Source organism: Flavobacterium sp. NG2 (assembly GCF_034119845.1).
Taxonomy (GTDB): Bacteria; Bacteroidota; Bacteroidia; order Flavobacteriales; family Flavobacteriaceae; genus Flavobacterium.
On the sequence record NZ_CP139420.1, the window covers coordinates 3,133,436 to 3,147,947 of the forward strand.

13 protein-coding genes are annotated in these 14,512 nt (G+C 32.6%); 4 read left to right on the forward strand and 9 right to left on the reverse strand.

What is annotated here, in order from left to right; genetic code table 11:
- Positions 1–5 precede the first annotated feature (5 nt).
- The 7 genes from hisH to SLW70_RS12715 form a co-directional block, all read right to left on the reverse strand.
- Positions 6–599, reverse strand: coding sequence for an imidazole glycerol phosphate synthase subunit HisH (gene hisH, locus SLW70_RS12685; protein WP_320888812.1), 594 nt, complete (start codon positions 597–599; stop codon positions 6–8).
- Positions 600–649: 50 nt separating this feature from the next.
- Positions 650–1,336, reverse strand: a complete 687-nt coding sequence (locus SLW70_RS12690; RefSeq protein ID WP_320888813.1) for a hypothetical protein — start codon at positions 1,334–1,336, stop codon at positions 650–652.
- Between the two features lie 54 nt (positions 1,337–1,390).
- Positions 1,391–2,527, reverse strand: a complete 1,137-nt coding sequence (gene hisB, locus SLW70_RS12695; RefSeq protein ID WP_320888814.1) for a bifunctional histidinol-phosphatase/imidazoleglycerol-phosphate dehydratase HisB — start codon at positions 2,525–2,527, stop codon at positions 1,391–1,393.
- A gap of 58 nt (positions 2,528–2,585) precedes the next feature.
- Positions 2,586–3,632 (reverse strand): histidinol-phosphate transaminase, encoded by a 1,047-nt coding sequence (hisC, locus tag SLW70_RS12700; RefSeq protein ID WP_320888815.1) that lies wholly within the window; start codon positions 3,630–3,632, stop codon positions 2,586–2,588.
- Complete coding sequence (hisD, locus tag SLW70_RS12705; protein ID WP_320888816.1) at positions 3,622–4,914, reverse strand: histidinol dehydrogenase; 1,293 nt, start codon at positions 4,912–4,914, stop codon at positions 3,622–3,624. Before hisD ends, hisC begins: the two co-directional genes overlap by 11 nt.
- Before the next feature lie 94 nt (positions 4,915–5,008).
- A complete protein-coding gene (gene hisG / locus SLW70_RS12710; protein ID WP_320888818.1) occupies positions 5,009–5,866 on the reverse strand; it encodes an ATP phosphoribosyltransferase in 858 nt (285 codons plus the stop codon).
- A 472-nt stretch (positions 5,867–6,338) separates the two neighbouring features.
- Positions 6,339–6,815, reverse strand: coding sequence for a hypothetical protein (locus SLW70_RS12715; protein ID WP_320888820.1), 477 nt, complete (start codon positions 6,813–6,815; stop codon positions 6,339–6,341).
- Between the two features lie 132 nt (positions 6,816–6,947).
- Between SLW70_RS12715 and SLW70_RS12720 the strand changes: the two genes are divergently transcribed.
- From SLW70_RS12720 to SLW70_RS12735, 4 genes are all read left to right on the forward strand, one after another.
- Complete coding sequence (locus SLW70_RS12720) at positions 6,948–9,041, forward strand: LTA synthase family protein (protein WP_320888822.1); 2,094 nt, start codon at positions 6,948–6,950, stop codon at positions 9,039–9,041.
- A gap of 188 nt (positions 9,042–9,229) precedes the next feature.
- Positions 9,230–9,799, forward strand: a complete 570-nt coding sequence (locus SLW70_RS12725; protein ID WP_320888824.1) for a hypothetical protein — start codon at positions 9,230–9,232, stop codon at positions 9,797–9,799.
- Between the two features lie 51 nt (positions 9,800–9,850).
- A complete protein-coding gene (locus tag SLW70_RS12730; protein ID WP_320888826.1) occupies positions 9,851–10,345 on the forward strand; it encodes a hypothetical protein in 495 nt (164 codons plus the stop codon).
- 57 nt (positions 10,346–10,402) lie between these two features.
- Positions 10,403–10,963 carry a DUF6642 family protein gene (locus tag SLW70_RS12735; RefSeq protein WP_320888828.1) on the forward strand — a complete coding sequence of 187 codons (561 nt, stop codon included), beginning with the start codon at positions 10,403–10,405 and terminating at the stop codon, positions 10,961–10,963.
- A 62-nt stretch (positions 10,964–11,025) separates the two neighbouring features.
- Here the strand turns inward: SLW70_RS12735 and SLW70_RS12740 are convergent, their stop codons facing one another.
- Entirely contained in the window at positions 11,026–12,213 is a 1,188-nt protein-coding gene (locus SLW70_RS12740) for an acetate kinase (RefSeq protein WP_320888830.1), read from the reverse strand.
- A 104-nt stretch (positions 12,214–12,317) separates the two neighbouring features.
- Complete coding sequence (gene pta / locus SLW70_RS12745) at positions 12,318–14,411, reverse strand: phosphate acetyltransferase (RefSeq protein ID WP_320888832.1); 2,094 nt, start codon at positions 14,409–14,411, stop codon at positions 12,318–12,320.
- Positions 14,412–14,512 lie beyond the last annotated feature (101 nt).

Genomic DNA, 14,512 nt, shown 5'->3' on the forward strand with positions numbered 1-14,512 from the left:
TAAAATTAGTAGTTAGAAGTTAGTAGTAAAAAGTTTTTCAAGATTTGCTCGCCTACATCACCACTTTTTTCAGGGTGAAATTGCGTTCCAAAGAAATTTTTATTTTCCAAAGCCGATGAATATTCCACTTCATAATCAGTGGTAGCAATCGTTTCTTTGCAAAGTGGCGCATAAAAACTGTGTACTAAATACATGTATTCATTTTCAGCAATATCTTTAAATAAACCAGATTTTAGATTGTAAATCGTGTTCCAACCCATTTGCGGCACTTTTACTTTTGGAGTGTATTTCAACACATCCACATCAAAAATTCCTAAACCATCAGTGTTTCCTTCTTGAGTGTGTTTACACATTAATTGCATACCTAAGCAAATTCCTAAAACAGGTTGAGTTAATGTTGGAATCAAAGCATCAAGTCCGCTTTCTTTCAGCATTTTCATGGCGTAACTCGCCTCTCCCACTCCTGGAAAAATCACTTTGTCGGCCGCTTTGATTTCGGCTGGATCATTACTCAAAACAGCATGAAAACCTAATCTTTCGATGGCAAACATTATGCTCTGAATGTTTCCTGCTCCGTAATTTATGATAACTATTTTCATTGTTTTTTGTTTCAATAAAGTGTTTTTAACACCTTGTATAATATCCTTTTTTAATCTATCTGAAAATTAATAATAATATGATTCTTTATGTATTTTAAAAACACATCATAATCATTTAAAAAAACTTTTATATCAATAGTGTAAAAACCAGGACTATTTTTCAAATCATTATGTTCAAGATAATAAGCAAATGCAACTGGATATTCAGCACCTCTGTATGCATTTATTTGAGAATTTATAAATGAATGTTTATAAGCATTATGTACATTATTTAATGTGTCAAATAAATTAATATATCTATCAAACAAACCTCCTAATGGCTTTTTATCCTTTTTATGTTCATAAATTAAATTTCCAATTGAACTAATTTTAATTTTTGGAGGAAATTTATTTTCAGCTTTAAAATAAGTTAATATAAATATCATCGAAATTAACTCATCTGTAGTTTTCTTTAGAAAATAAAAAATCTCTTCAATTATCATTAATTCTTTATATCCTTCACTAAGTGAACCTTCTGCAAATCCATATATTTCAATCTTTTTTTTTGTTATTATAAAATCATTATATAATTCAATAATTTTATTATTTACACAATCAATTCTAACTATAATTTGATGAATACTTAAAGTTAAATTACCAAAATTGGAATCATCGGGTAATTTAATAAAATGTGATTTATTAAAATTTGAATTATGTTTTTTAAAAGCTTCAAGAATTGGATAATTTTCTAGATTCATTTTATAATTTTTTTTATAACATTATGAAAACTAAACATCCGAGAAAATTTAATTTTACAACATCCCTTTTGTTGAAGGCAAAATCATTTTTTCCGTATCACGTTTTACCGCTACTTTTATTGCTTTCGCAAAAGCTTTAAAGATAGCTTCAATTTTGTGATGTTCGTTATCGCCTTCTGCTTTGATGTTGATATTGGCTTTCGCACCATCTGAAAATGATTTGAAAAAGTGGAAAAACATCTCTGTTGGCATCTTTCCTACCATTTCACGTTTGAATTCGGTTTCCCAAATCAACCAGTTTCTCCCACCAAAATCAATCGCTACTTGTGCCAAGCAATCGTCCATTGGTAAACAGAAACCGTAACGCTCAATTCCTAACTTATTTCCGAGTGCTTTAGCATAAACCTCTCCCAAAGCAATTGCAGTGTCTTCAATCGTATGGTGTTCGTCCACTTCCAAATCGCCTTTCACTTTGATATCCAAGTCCATTTGGCCATGACGCGAAATTTGGTCTAACATATGGTCAAAAAAGGCAATTCCAGTATCGATATTGCTTTTTCCAGTTCCGTCAAGGTTCAATTTGATGTAAATATCTGTTTCGTGTGTTTTTCTGGTAATTGAAGCCGTGCGTTCTTCTAATTTCAAGAACTCATAGATTTGTTTCCAATCGGTAGATTGTAACGCGATTGTAGCATCCAATTCTTCTCTTTTAGCACTGATTTCGTCGCTTCCAGCACCATCGGTCGTGTTCATAAAGATGGCTTTCGCACCTAAATTCTTAGCTAATTCCACATCAGTCAAACGATCTCCTAATACAAAAGAGTTCGCCAAATCGTAGTTTGGATTATCTAAATATTTAGTCAACATCCCAGTTCTAGGTTTACGTGTAGGCGCATTTTCCTCAGGAAACGAACGGTCGATAAAAATATCGTCAAACAAAACTCCTTCGTTTTGGAACGCTCTCAAAATGAAATTTTGTGTAGGCCAAAAAGTATCTTCTGGAAAAGAATCAGTTCCTAATCCATCTTGATTAGTCACCATTGCTAGTTCATAATCCAATTCGGTAGCGATTTTAGCCAAATATTGAAACGCTTTTGGATAAAACTCTAATTTTTCCAAGCTGTCTAATTGATATCCTTCTGGTTCCAAAACAATCGTTCCATCACGATCGATAAAAAGTACTTTTTTCATTATGCATGTTTTTTTAATTATACCCGACAGGTTTTTGAAACCTGTCGGGTATTAAAATTTAAGACTGTAAAGCCTCCATCAACTTCTTATTCTCTTCCTCCGTTCCAATGGTAAAACGCAAACAGTTTTCACATAAAGGTTGCGTAGTTCTGTTACGAATCACGATTCCTTTAGCAATCAATTCATCATAACGTTTATTGGCATCATCTACTTTTGCTAAGATAAAATTAGCCTCAGAAGGATAAATTTTCTCTACAAAAGATACTTCATTTAATACTTCAAGTAAAGATTCTCTTTGTGCTATAATAGAAGTGATTTCGTTATCAATTTTAGATTGATCTTTCAATCGTTCTAAAGCTCTTTGTTGCGTTAGTTCGTTAACGTTATACGGTGGTTTGATTTTATTCAAAACCGCAATTACATCAGCCGAAGCATAACAAATCCCCAAACGAATTCCTGCCAAACCATAGGCTTTAGAAAGCGTTTGTGTGATGATTAAATTAGGGTATTGGTCTAGTTTAGCTAACCAACTCGCTTTGTCTGAAAAATCAATGTAGGCTTCATCAATCACCACAAAACAATTGAATTTTTCTAAAATAGTCGTTACACTTTCTTCGGTAAACGAATTCCCGGTTGGGTTGTTTGGCGAACACAAAAAAATGATTTTCGTATTCGGTGTAACCGCTTCTAAAATAGCTTCTACTCGTGGTTGAAAACTTTCAGAAAGTACGATTTCTTTGTGTTCTACATTATTGATATTAGCCAAAACACCATACATTCCATAAGTTGGTGGCAAACTGATAACATTGTCTTCTTTAGGCTCACAAAACGCTCTGAACAATAAATCCAATACTTCATCACTTCCGTTACCTAGCAGAATTTGATTGGTATTCAAACCTTTATTTTGCGCCAAGACTACTTTCACAGAAGTTTGCTGTGGATCAGGATAACGATTGACTCCATTTTGAAACGGATTTTCATTGGCATCCAAAAACACCATCTGAGCCGTATCAAAATCCTCAAACTCATCACGCGCTGAAGAATAAGGCTTTAACACCTTAACATTCGCACGAACTAAATTATTTATATCGAAATTATTTTTCATTTTCAATCGCTTTTAAACGTAATGTAACTGCATTTTTGTGTGCCTGTAAGCCTTCGGCTTCTGCCATGATTTCTATTGCTTTCCCAATGTTTTGAATTCCCTTTTCAGAGATTTTTTGGAAGGTCATTGATTTCATAAAACTATCTAAGTTCACACCGCTATAGTTCTTCGCATAACCATTCGTTGGCAAGGTGTGATTGGTTCCTGAGGCATAATCTCCAGCACTTTCGGGCGTATAGTTTCCTATAAAAACCGAACCAGCATTTTGGATTCCATCCACATAAAAATCATTGTCAGCCGTACACACAATAAAGTGTTCTGGTCCATATTCATTGATTAAGTCTAAAGCAATCGCATCGTTTTCGACAAAAATCAATTTCGAATTCGCAATCGCTTTTTCAGCAATCGCTTTTCTTGGTAACACTTCTAATTGCGCTTGAATTTCGCTTTCCACAGCATCCATCATCACTTTAGAAGTCGAAACTAAAATCACTTGACTATCCGTTCCGTGTTCCGCTTGACTTAACAAATCCGAAGCTACAAAAGCAGGAACAGCCGTATCATCAGCCACTACCAATAACTCCGATGGTCCAGCAGGCATATCAATCGCCACTCCAAATTGCGTTGCTAATTGTTTCGCTACCGTTACATATTGATTTCCAGGTCCGAAAATTTTATAGACTTTTGGAATCGCTTGTGTACCAAATGTCATTCCGGCAATCGCTTGGATTCCACCTACTTTGATGATTTTAGTCACCCCACACAAATTGGCAGCATATAAAATCGCAGGATTGATATTTCCGTTTTTATCAGGAGGTGAACACAATACAATTTCGCTGCAACCCGCTATTTTAGCAGGAACAGCCAACATTAATACTGTCGAAAACAAAGGCGCTGTTCCACCAGGAATGTACAAACCTACTTTTTGAATTGGTCTTTTTTCTTGCCAGCACTGCACCCCTTCGGCAGTTTCTACAGAAATACGTGTTGTTTTTTGGGCTTGGTGAAAGCTTTCTACATTGGCTTTTGCCAAAGCAATTGCTTCTTTCAAATCATTCGGCAAACTTGCAACTGCTGTTTCAATTTCAGCAGTCGTTACTTCGATGTTCTCAAAACTCACACCGTCAAATTGCGTGGTATATTTGGCTACAGCCAAATCTCCGTCTTTTTGAACAGCAGCAAAAATTTCTTTTACTGTTCCTTCGATATCGTTAACCGTTTTCGTTGGCCTTTCTAAAATAGATGTCCAAGAGTCGGGTGTTGGATTGTATATCTTGTTCATTTTGTATTGAGTTAAATAAATTCCAATTTTTTAAATGCCACATTCCAAGTTATGAAGATTGGAATTTGGAATTTTAAAATTGAACTTTTAAAATTTAAAGTACCATTTTCTCAATTGGGCAAACCAAAATTCCTTCAGCACCTGCTTCTTTCAATTGATCGATTACTTCCCAGAAAGTATCTTTATCAATTACGGTGTGCACACTACTCCAACCTTCTTGTGCTAATGGCATAACTGTAGCACTTTTCAATACTGGAAGAATATTACTTACTGCTTCAATTTTATCGTTAGGTACATTCATCAAAATGTACTTTGATTTACGTGCTCTTAAAACTGATTCGATTCTGAATTTTAGTGTATCAATGATTTTTTGAGATTCTGGAGAAACTTTTGGAGAAACCGCTAAAACAGCTTCACTTTTGAAAATTACTTCTACTTCTTTCAAATTATTTTTAAACAAGGTACTTCCACTTGAAACGATATCTACGATTGCATCAGCAAGACCAATATTGGGAGCAATTTCAACTGAACCCGAAATTTGGTGAATATCAACCGTTACTCCTTTTGAATTACAAAAATCAATAACAGTATTTGGATAAGAAGTTGCAACACGCAAACCATCCAAATCTTGAATTGAATTGTATTTAAAAGCTTTAGGCACTGCAATCGAAACTTTGCATTTAGAAAAACCTAATTTTTGAATTACTTCAATATTCTTTCCTTTTTCAACCAATAAATTATCACCAACAATAGCGATATCTACTACTCCATCAATCAAATATTGAGGAATATCGGAGTTTCTTAAATACAAAACTTCCAATGGAAAATTGGATGCTTCAGCCTTTAACTGATCAATACCATTGTTGATAGAAATCCCTGCATCTTTAAGGATTTGAATACTATCTTCGTTTAATCTACCTGATTTTTGAATTGCAATTTTTAAAGTACTCATTGTTTTGTTTTTTTATATTTTATGGAATGTGCCTGAGTACAAAGGACTTAACACACAATGAAAAACCCGTTTGATGTACTCAAACGGGTTTATTAATATGATGATTTACATGCATACCATTAACACATCGCTTGAGAGCAATTGTGAGAATGATGATGATGTACTTGATTTGATAACATATTTTGTAAAATTGAACTATCTTTTATTTTCGATTGCAAATATACTTTTTATTTTAAATACAAGCAATTTTTATTTCATTTTAAAATAAAAAAAGGTTGCCATAAATTCACGAATCATTACAGTTAAAACAATTCAGGAACACAGATTGAAGAAATTAGATAAATCTACACTGATTTTAACTTCAACTGAAGGACGAGTCGCTTCTTAAATACTCTTTCTTTTCTTAAATGGTTAAAAACCGAAAAACTCAAATGACTTATATATTTAAAAACAACCAAACCTAAAATTAATCTCAATCTGGAGTTTCAACAGGAATTAACTCCACTGTATTTTCTCTAATTTCTGTATGTCTTACTTCTCCTCCTGAAGTTCCTGTTTTCAAAGCAAATATCAATCCGATTGCAGCAATTACTAAGATGATTACCGAAACTAGCCTAGCTTTTGCATGTGTTTTTACATTCAAATAGAAACCATAAATTGACAACGCACCTAAAGCGTAAAGAATTAATGCCAATTTTTCAGCGTATTCTTCATGTTCATGAATAATATGATGTCCAATATTTGGCATGTCTTCAACCAATTCTTCTGCACCTTCTCCTGTTGCCATACTAAAAAAGGCGAAGATAGCTGCTACTACAAACAAAGAATAAGCCGTGTTTTTAATACCGTTATTTCTGAAAATCAATCCCGAGATTAAAATTCCGAAACCAAATATCAATCCTAAAATAGGAAAATGATTTACCATCAAGTGTAAATGTGCGTCGTTCATAGTAAGTATTTTATTTATAAATTTTCTTCAAAAATAGATTTTCTCGTTTGAATTCCCAAAAAAATATCAATCTATAAGATAATATTAACTACATCATTTAGTTTTTTCTACTTTTACAAAAAAAATAACAATATGTCTTTTTTAAAAAAATTAGCCCCTTTTTATTCGCTTACACTTTTTTACATCTCAGTAAGTATTGTTTTGAGAATAATTCTTCTTTTTCACCCAATCACACAATCTTCTTTTTCTTTCATTGACACCTTGTCTATTTTTTCAATTGGCTTGATATCAGACATCTTAGTTTTTATTCTAGCGAGTGGATTTTTATGGTTATACCTCATATTTATATCTAACTCAAAGTATTTAAAACCTTATGGTTATATTCATTTTGGAATACTAATAGCACTATTGTTATATATTTTTTCAGGAAAATCAATTTTAACAGAATACGGCGGTGCCTTACCCGAAATAGGATTGGCTTTTGTTGGAATTAAAACATTCCTTTTTGGGTTGTTACTTTTTTTGCCTACAAAACGAGACAAAATCAGGTATTGGTTATTTGCTTTTGTAATGTTCTTATATGTTGTATTAATTCTTCAAAATGCTATTAGCGAGTACTTTTTCTGGAATGAATTTGGAGTGAAATATAATTTTATTGCTGTAAATTATTTAGTTTACACTAATGAGGTGATTGGTAATATAATGGAATCATATCCTGTAGTTCCCATTTTTGGAACTTTATTTATTGTTGCAGGAACTATCACTTTTTTCATTATTAAAAAATCAAAAATTTATATTGAAAAGATCCCTTCTGTTTTTGAAAAAATACAATTGTCTGTGGTTTATTTTTCGTTGTTCGGACTTGCCTTATGGGCTGTTCCTAAATTGGCTACGGCCGAAAACTCTCCAAATGTATTTACCAATGAATTACAAGCCAATGGTATTTACCGTTTTTATTTAGCTTTTATGAATAGTGAATTAGACTATTTTAAGTTCTACAAAACAGTACCTAAACAAGAAGCATACGCTTTATTAAATAATCAAATACATAATTTAAAACCGTTTTCTTCTACAAGAACGATACATTCTGACAGTGTAGAAATTCACAAAAATGTAGTATTAATTACGATTGAGAGTTATAGTGCTGATTTTATGAAAATGTATGGTAACGAACAGAACATTACTCCTTTCTTAGATAGTTTAGCAACCAAAAGTTTGTTGTTTACCAATTTATACGCATCAGGAAACAGAACCGTTCGTGGTTTAGAAGCAGTAACTTTATGCTTACCTCCTACTGCAGGTGAAAGTGTTGTAAAACGTGAAGACAACAAAAATAAGTTCACAACAGGAAGTGTCTTTCATCAAAAAGGATATCAAGTTAAATATCTTTACGGAGGAGATGCTTTTTTCGATAATATGGAAGATTTCTTTTCTGGAAACGGCTATGATATTGTAGATAAAAAAACATTTGCACCTGAAGAAATTACATTTTCAAATGTTTGGGGTGTTTGTGATGAAGATATGGTCAATAAAGCCATCCAAACAATGAATGCCGAAGCACAAACAGGAAAACCATTCTTTAATCATTGGATGACCGTAAGTAACCACCGTCCGTTTACCTATCCTAATGGGAAAATTGATATTCCTGGGGATGCAAAATCAAGAGAAGGCGGGGTAAAATACACGGATTACGCACTAAATAAATTCTTTACAAAAGCTCAAAAACAACCTTGGTTTAAGAATACCGTTTTTGTAATTATTTCCGACCATTGTGCATCGAGTGCTGGAAAAACGGAACTACCAGTTGATAAATACCATATTCCTGCTATGATATATGCTCCAGGATTTGTAGAACCCAAACATTACACACAATTAATGTCCCAAATTGACATTATGCCTACTTTATTTGGATTATTGAACTTCAATTACCAATCTAAATTTTTCGGGCAAGATGTAATGAAACCAAATTACAAACCAAGAGCATTAATTGCTACTTACCAAGACTTAGGTTTGTTAAAAGACAATGTATTGACTATTATTTCACCTAAACAACAAGTAAAGCAATTTGCATTAGAATTAAAGCCAAAAGAAGGTGTTGCAAGCGATTGTCAAATTTACTATAACCAAAAGCCATTGGCAACTCTAAGAAAGGAATTGGTAACCGAAACCATTGCTTACTATCAAACGGCATCTGATATTTTGAAGAGAAAAGGGTACAATAAATAAGCTTCTAACCTTTTTAATAAACATTTAAAACCTACTCTGTTATTTACGCTGAGTAGGTTTTTTTATTCCTATCTACTTCACAAATCAATCTTAAAGAACTATATTGCATTGTTCTAAAAGTTTTAATTATGAATTTTTTAAAAAAGTATAACAACAAAACTAAAGCTGCCTTTGTTCTACTTATTGCCATGCTTATCATCCTGTTGAGCAATTTCAATACCCTACAAAATTCAAAAAAGACCAATGAAAATATCAATGCCATTTATAATGACCGATTAGTTGTTGCTACTTATATTTTTCAATATACCAATGAATTCCATACTGTTAAAGCAATTGCCAAAGAGACAGAACTCAGTAATAGTCAAAAAAAAGAACTAATTAACACCTCTATAAAACAGATTCAAAATATTGATCTTTTATATTTAAAAACAGTTCTAACTCCAAAGGAAAAAAATCACTTTTATTCTTTGCTACGAACATGCACTGACATAAAACATGAATCGGATCAATCCAATTGGTTTCAAGTAAATATACAAACAGAAAGCGCATTGTTTATCTTAGAGAAATTGTCTCAAATCCAAATTAAAGAAGGTAAATCAAAATTAGCTCACTCTAATAAACTGTATGCGGGTAATACTTTATTGGGGGAACTCGAAATCGGATTATTAGTCATTTTAAGTGGACTAGCTTTATATTTGTTAATCGTTAAAAAGAAAAAAATAAATATTAAAATTCCTGAATCTCCTGGTATGAACTAAGTAAGACTAGTATAATACCTTTTAGATTCTATCACTAAACCATTTTATAATATGTCCCATTTTGACAATACATCAAATTTACCAATATATAAAAAAGCAAAATTAATCTATCAATTAGTTGAGAGTTTGCTCGCTTCTCTTCCAGAAGATGATGATTTTATACAGGACACCAAACATTTTATGCGTGAAGACGCCATGATGCTATCTGCCAAAATAGCAGGAGCCGAAGGTGGAGATTTGTATAGTATTAGGATGCAAAATGCAGCAATAATTCGAGAACATGCCATGCATTTGTATACTCAAGTAGGGAGTTTAAGAATGCATAAAAATTATAAAGAGCTTGAATACATCAAACTAGTCCGTGAAGAGCTAGATGTATTTCGAACTTTATTTATTGAATGGGTAGAAAGTTTTGACACTACTAATCATATTTGGGATGAATGGGGCTTATTCAACCCTCCCGGTGCTATTCCTCCTACCGAAAATGAATGGGATATTGATTCTGATTTTGATATAAATGATTTTTTTGAGGATGATGAGGAATAATTATCTAGTTTAAAATTTTACTTTTGTATGCAATAAATCACCTCCCAAAAAAAGACAATGAATCAGGATAAATTTATTTTCTGTCTCGAAGCTGTTCCTGATACAGAAATAATCGACACTACAGAGGTATTCAAAAATCTAGAATTACTTGCGTTTGAACAAGGAATAGCGTCTATCTATAAAAATTGTGATACTATTGAAGGTTTTGAAGAAAGTTTAAGTACTTTACTTTATGACGATCATAATTTTACAGATTATGAAATCATTTACCTAGTTATTTCTGGAGAAGCAAACAATATTTGCATTAATAATTACTTCTATAGTTTTGAAGAAATTGCCGAACTTTTTGAGGGAAAACTAAAAGGTAAAATTGTTCATTTTGCTAATAAAAAACCATTAGACTTAGACGAAGAAGAAGCACAATATTTTTTGGACGTTACTGGAGCAAAAGCTGTTTCAGGTTATGGATTGGCATCTTTTCAATTTTCTAGTGACAATCTTGACAAAGCATTCTTTAGCTTATTTCAAGATGAAACCGATGTCAAGGTTATTGTGGAAGATTTATTCAAAAAACATTATGCACTTTGTAAGCTACTCGATTTTCGATTATATTATTAATAAATAATGAGGCACTTAATTAAAAAATCAAATGCCCCTTTATAAAAATAATTTGGTAGCTATTAAACTTTCAATACCAAACTATATACCTGATTGGCTATTTCTAGTTCTTCGTTTGTTGGAATTACTAAAATTTTCGTTTTAGAATCGTTGGTATTTATTTCTCTAATTTCTTTTGAACGCATTTCGTTTTTATTTACATCCAATTGAATTCCAAAATATTCCATATCTGTACAAACTGATTTTCGAATATAAGACGAATTCTCCCCAATTCCTGCAGTGAAAATTATTGCATCTAATCCGTTTAAAGCAGCAACATAAGAACCAATATATTTCTTAATTCGATAGACATTCATATCTAATGCTAACTGGCATGATTTATCCCCTTTTGAAGCTGCTTCTTCAATATCTCTTAAATCACTAAAACCTGTAAGTCCGAGCATCCCACTTTGTTTGAGCAACATATCATTAACCTCATTGGGACTATAACCTAAAGTATTAATCATATAAAAAATAACCGATTGGTCTATATCGCCACTACGTGTTCCCATAATCAAACCACTTGAGGGAGCAAACCCCATAGTATGGTCGATACTTTTTCCATCTTTGATAGCTGTCATACTACAACCATTACCCAAGTGAATGGCTATTATTTTTGAATGTTGGTCCAAATACCGAATAGCCTGCTCTGAAACATATTTATGACTAGTTCCATGAAAGCCATATAACCTGATTTTATTTTCCTCTAATAACTTATTCGGAATGGCATATTTATAGGCCACAACTGGAATGGTTTGATGAAAAGCGGTGTCGAAAACTGCTACTTGTTTTGCCGTTGAAAATATTTCTTCAGACACTTCAATCCCTACATAATGTGACGGATTATGCAAAGGAGCCAATTCAAATAACTCTTTTATACGTTCTTTAACTTCTGATGTGATTTCTACTGTTTCAGAAAAGAAAGCGCCTCCATGTACGACACGATGACCTACCGCATCAATTTCAGATTTGCTTTTGATTACTCCTACATTTTTATCCAATAATAATTGAGCAATTTTTTCCAATCCTACTTTGTGATCAGCAATGGGCAAAACTTCATCAATCGTATTTTTTTCTGTTTTATAACTAAAATTAGATGTCTCTAATCCTATTCTATCAATCATTCCAGAACAAACAACTGTCCTTTCTGGCATGGTGATTAATTGGTATTTGATAGATGAACTCCCTGAATTGATTATGACTATTTTCATTTATATTTTATTTACAGCAAAGGCGCTAAGTCGCAAAGATTATTTTTCTTAAAACTAGTCGCAAATTGCATTGAACTATTTACTCTTCTCTTATAACTCCCTATCTACAATCCCTGCGCCTGAATGGCTGTAATCACAACCGTATTAATTATATCATCAACGGTACAACCACGACTTAAATCATTTACGGGCTTATTTAATCCTTGTAACATTGGACCAATTGCTAAGGCTCCTGTTTCTCTCTGAACAGCTTTGTAGGTATTGTTTCCAGTATTCAAATCAGGAAAAATCAAAACACTTGCTTGACCCGCAACTTCAGATTCAGGCATTTTACTTTTTCCAACAATCTTATCAACTGCAGCATCATATTGAATAGGGCCTTCAATTTTTAAATCTGGTCGTTTTTGACGGACAATTTCTGTTGCCTTACGAACTTTATCCACCTCGTCTCCTTTACCTGATGAACCTGATGAATACGAAAGCATAGCAACTTTCGGTTCGATCCCAAATGCTAAACTAGTATCTGCAGATGAAATAGCAATTTCTGCTAATTGTTCAGCTGTAGGATTTGGATTTATAGCGCAGTCACCAAAGATAGAAACTCGATCTTCAAGGCACATAAAAAATACAGAAGAAACGACCGAAGAATTAGGTTTAGTTTTGATAAATTGTAAAGCGGGTAAAATAGTATGTTGCGTTGTATGAGCTGCTCCTGAAACCATTCCGTCAGCATGACCTTTGTATACCATCATTGTTCCAAAGTATGATACGTCTTCCATCAAATCTTTGGCCATACGCTCTGTGACATTTTTTGCTTTTCTTAACTCATAATAGGTGTTTACATAATCTTCATAATATGGAGATTCTATGGGGTTGATGATTTCGATTTTTGAAAAATCAAAAGCAATTCCCAGTTCATTGACTTTGTTTTCAATTTGTTTTTTATTTCCAATAATTGAAATATCAACAACATCTATTGCCAACAACCTTGATGCTGCAATTATAATACGTTCATCAGTCCCTTCAGGTAACACAATATGTTTTCGATGCATTTTGGCACGTTTAACCAAATTATATTGAAACATTTTAGGTGTCATACCTTCAACCTCGAAGGCGCTTAATTTGTTTGCCAAAGAATCAATATCAACAAACTTTTCAAACGTTGCTATTGATGTTTCAATCTTCTGACTGTTATCCGCATATATTTTAGATTTTATATTTCCTATTTCGTTAGTAATCATATAAGTACCTTTGTCAACCGAAATAATTGGTACAACTGTAGTTAATCCTTCAATTAATTTCAAAATACTGTCTTCTGGCAAAATACCGCCTGTCAATATAATTCCTGAAACTGATGGATAATTAACGGATTCATTAGCCTGTAAAGCGCCAAGAATAATATCAGCTCTATCACCAGGAGTGATAACTAACGAATGCTCCTTTAGGTGTAACAAATAGTTACGCAACTGCATAGCTCCTACACTAAAATTCCCTACTTCGTTATTTAAATATTCATTACCAAATACTACTTTAGCATCCAAAACCTCAATTATTTCTTTTATAGTTGGATTTTTTAAACTTGGAATCAATGGTATAGCATTAACCAACACACTCTCGGGAAGACTGGCTTTTAAACCATTAATTGCTAATGCTAAATTTTCAAACTGGACTTTATTACCTATTACAGCTAATATATCTACATCTTTTACTTTGAAAGTATCATAGGTCAAATACAAACTATCAACAAATTCATCCAGAGTTTTCCCTACACCAGAGCTAACAATCACAGCTGGAATCCCTAGATTTTTAGCAATAAGAACGTTCATATCCAATTCGATAACAGTCCCTTCACCACTGAAGCTAGTTCCTTCTACTAATACGAAATCATATTGTTCTTCAAGCCTTTTGAATTTTTCAATAATCAAATCGAGTACTTCTCCTATTTGTCCTCTGTTTTTCTTCTTTATTAGTTTACTTTTCGTGATAGCAAAGGCATCTTGAAAATCAATATCTAGGTTAAAATACGAAATAACCGTTTCAATATGGTTATCCATCTTTCCCTCTTCGAAATCCTCTATAATAGGTCTAAAGTAACCCACTTTTGCAGTCTTTCCTATCAGCATACTCATTAAACCTAGTGTAACAATTGACTTACCACTATTAGGTTCACTTGTTGCTATGTATATGGCTTTATTCATTATTTATATTATTTTATTCATCTTTTTGGAATTCCTAATCTTTACTTTTTGAATCAACTTAAATAAGTTAATAATGTTTATTTTGATGTTACAAAATACAT

Coding starts and splice junctions, on each gene's coding strand:
- hisH (WP_320888812.1), bottom strand. CDS start 599: ATGAAAATAGTTATCATAAATTACGGAGCAGGAAACATTCAGAGCATA.
- SLW70_RS12690 (WP_320888813.1), bottom strand. CDS start 1,336: ATGAATCTAGAAAATTATCCAATTCTTGAAGCTTTTAAAAAACATAAT.
- hisB (WP_320888814.1), bottom strand. CDS start 2,527: ATGAAAAAAGTACTTTTTATCGATCGTGATGGAACGATTGTTTTGGAA.
- hisC (WP_320888815.1), bottom strand. CDS start 3,632: ATGAAAAATAATTTCGATATAAATAATTTAGTTCGTGCGAATGTTAAG.
- hisD (WP_320888816.1), bottom strand. CDS start 4,914: ATGAACAAGATATACAATCCAACACCCGACTCTTGGACATCTATTTTA.
- hisG (WP_320888818.1), bottom strand. CDS start 5,866: ATGAGTACTTTAAAAATTGCAATTCAAAAATCAGGTAGATTAAACGAA.
- SLW70_RS12715 (WP_320888820.1), bottom strand. CDS start 6,815: ATGAACGACGCACATTTACACTTGATGGTAAATCATTTTCCTATTTTA.
- SLW70_RS12720 (WP_320888822.1), top strand. CDS start 6,948: ATGTCTTTTTTAAAAAAATTAGCCCCTTTTTATTCGCTTACACTTTTT.
- SLW70_RS12725 (WP_320888824.1), top strand. CDS start 9,230: ATGCTTATCATCCTGTTGAGCAATTTCAATACCCTACAAAATTCAAAA.
- SLW70_RS12730 (WP_320888826.1), top strand. CDS start 9,851: ATGTCCCATTTTGACAATACATCAAATTTACCAATATATAAAAAAGCA.
- SLW70_RS12735 (WP_320888828.1), top strand. CDS start 10,403: ATGAATCAGGATAAATTTATTTTCTGTCTCGAAGCTGTTCCTGATACA.
- SLW70_RS12740 (WP_320888830.1), bottom strand. CDS start 12,213: ATGAAAATAGTCATAATCAATTCAGGGAGTTCATCTATCAAATACCAA.
- pta (WP_320888832.1), bottom strand. CDS start 14,411: ATGAATAAAGCCATATACATAGCAACAAGTGAACCTAATAGTGGTAAG.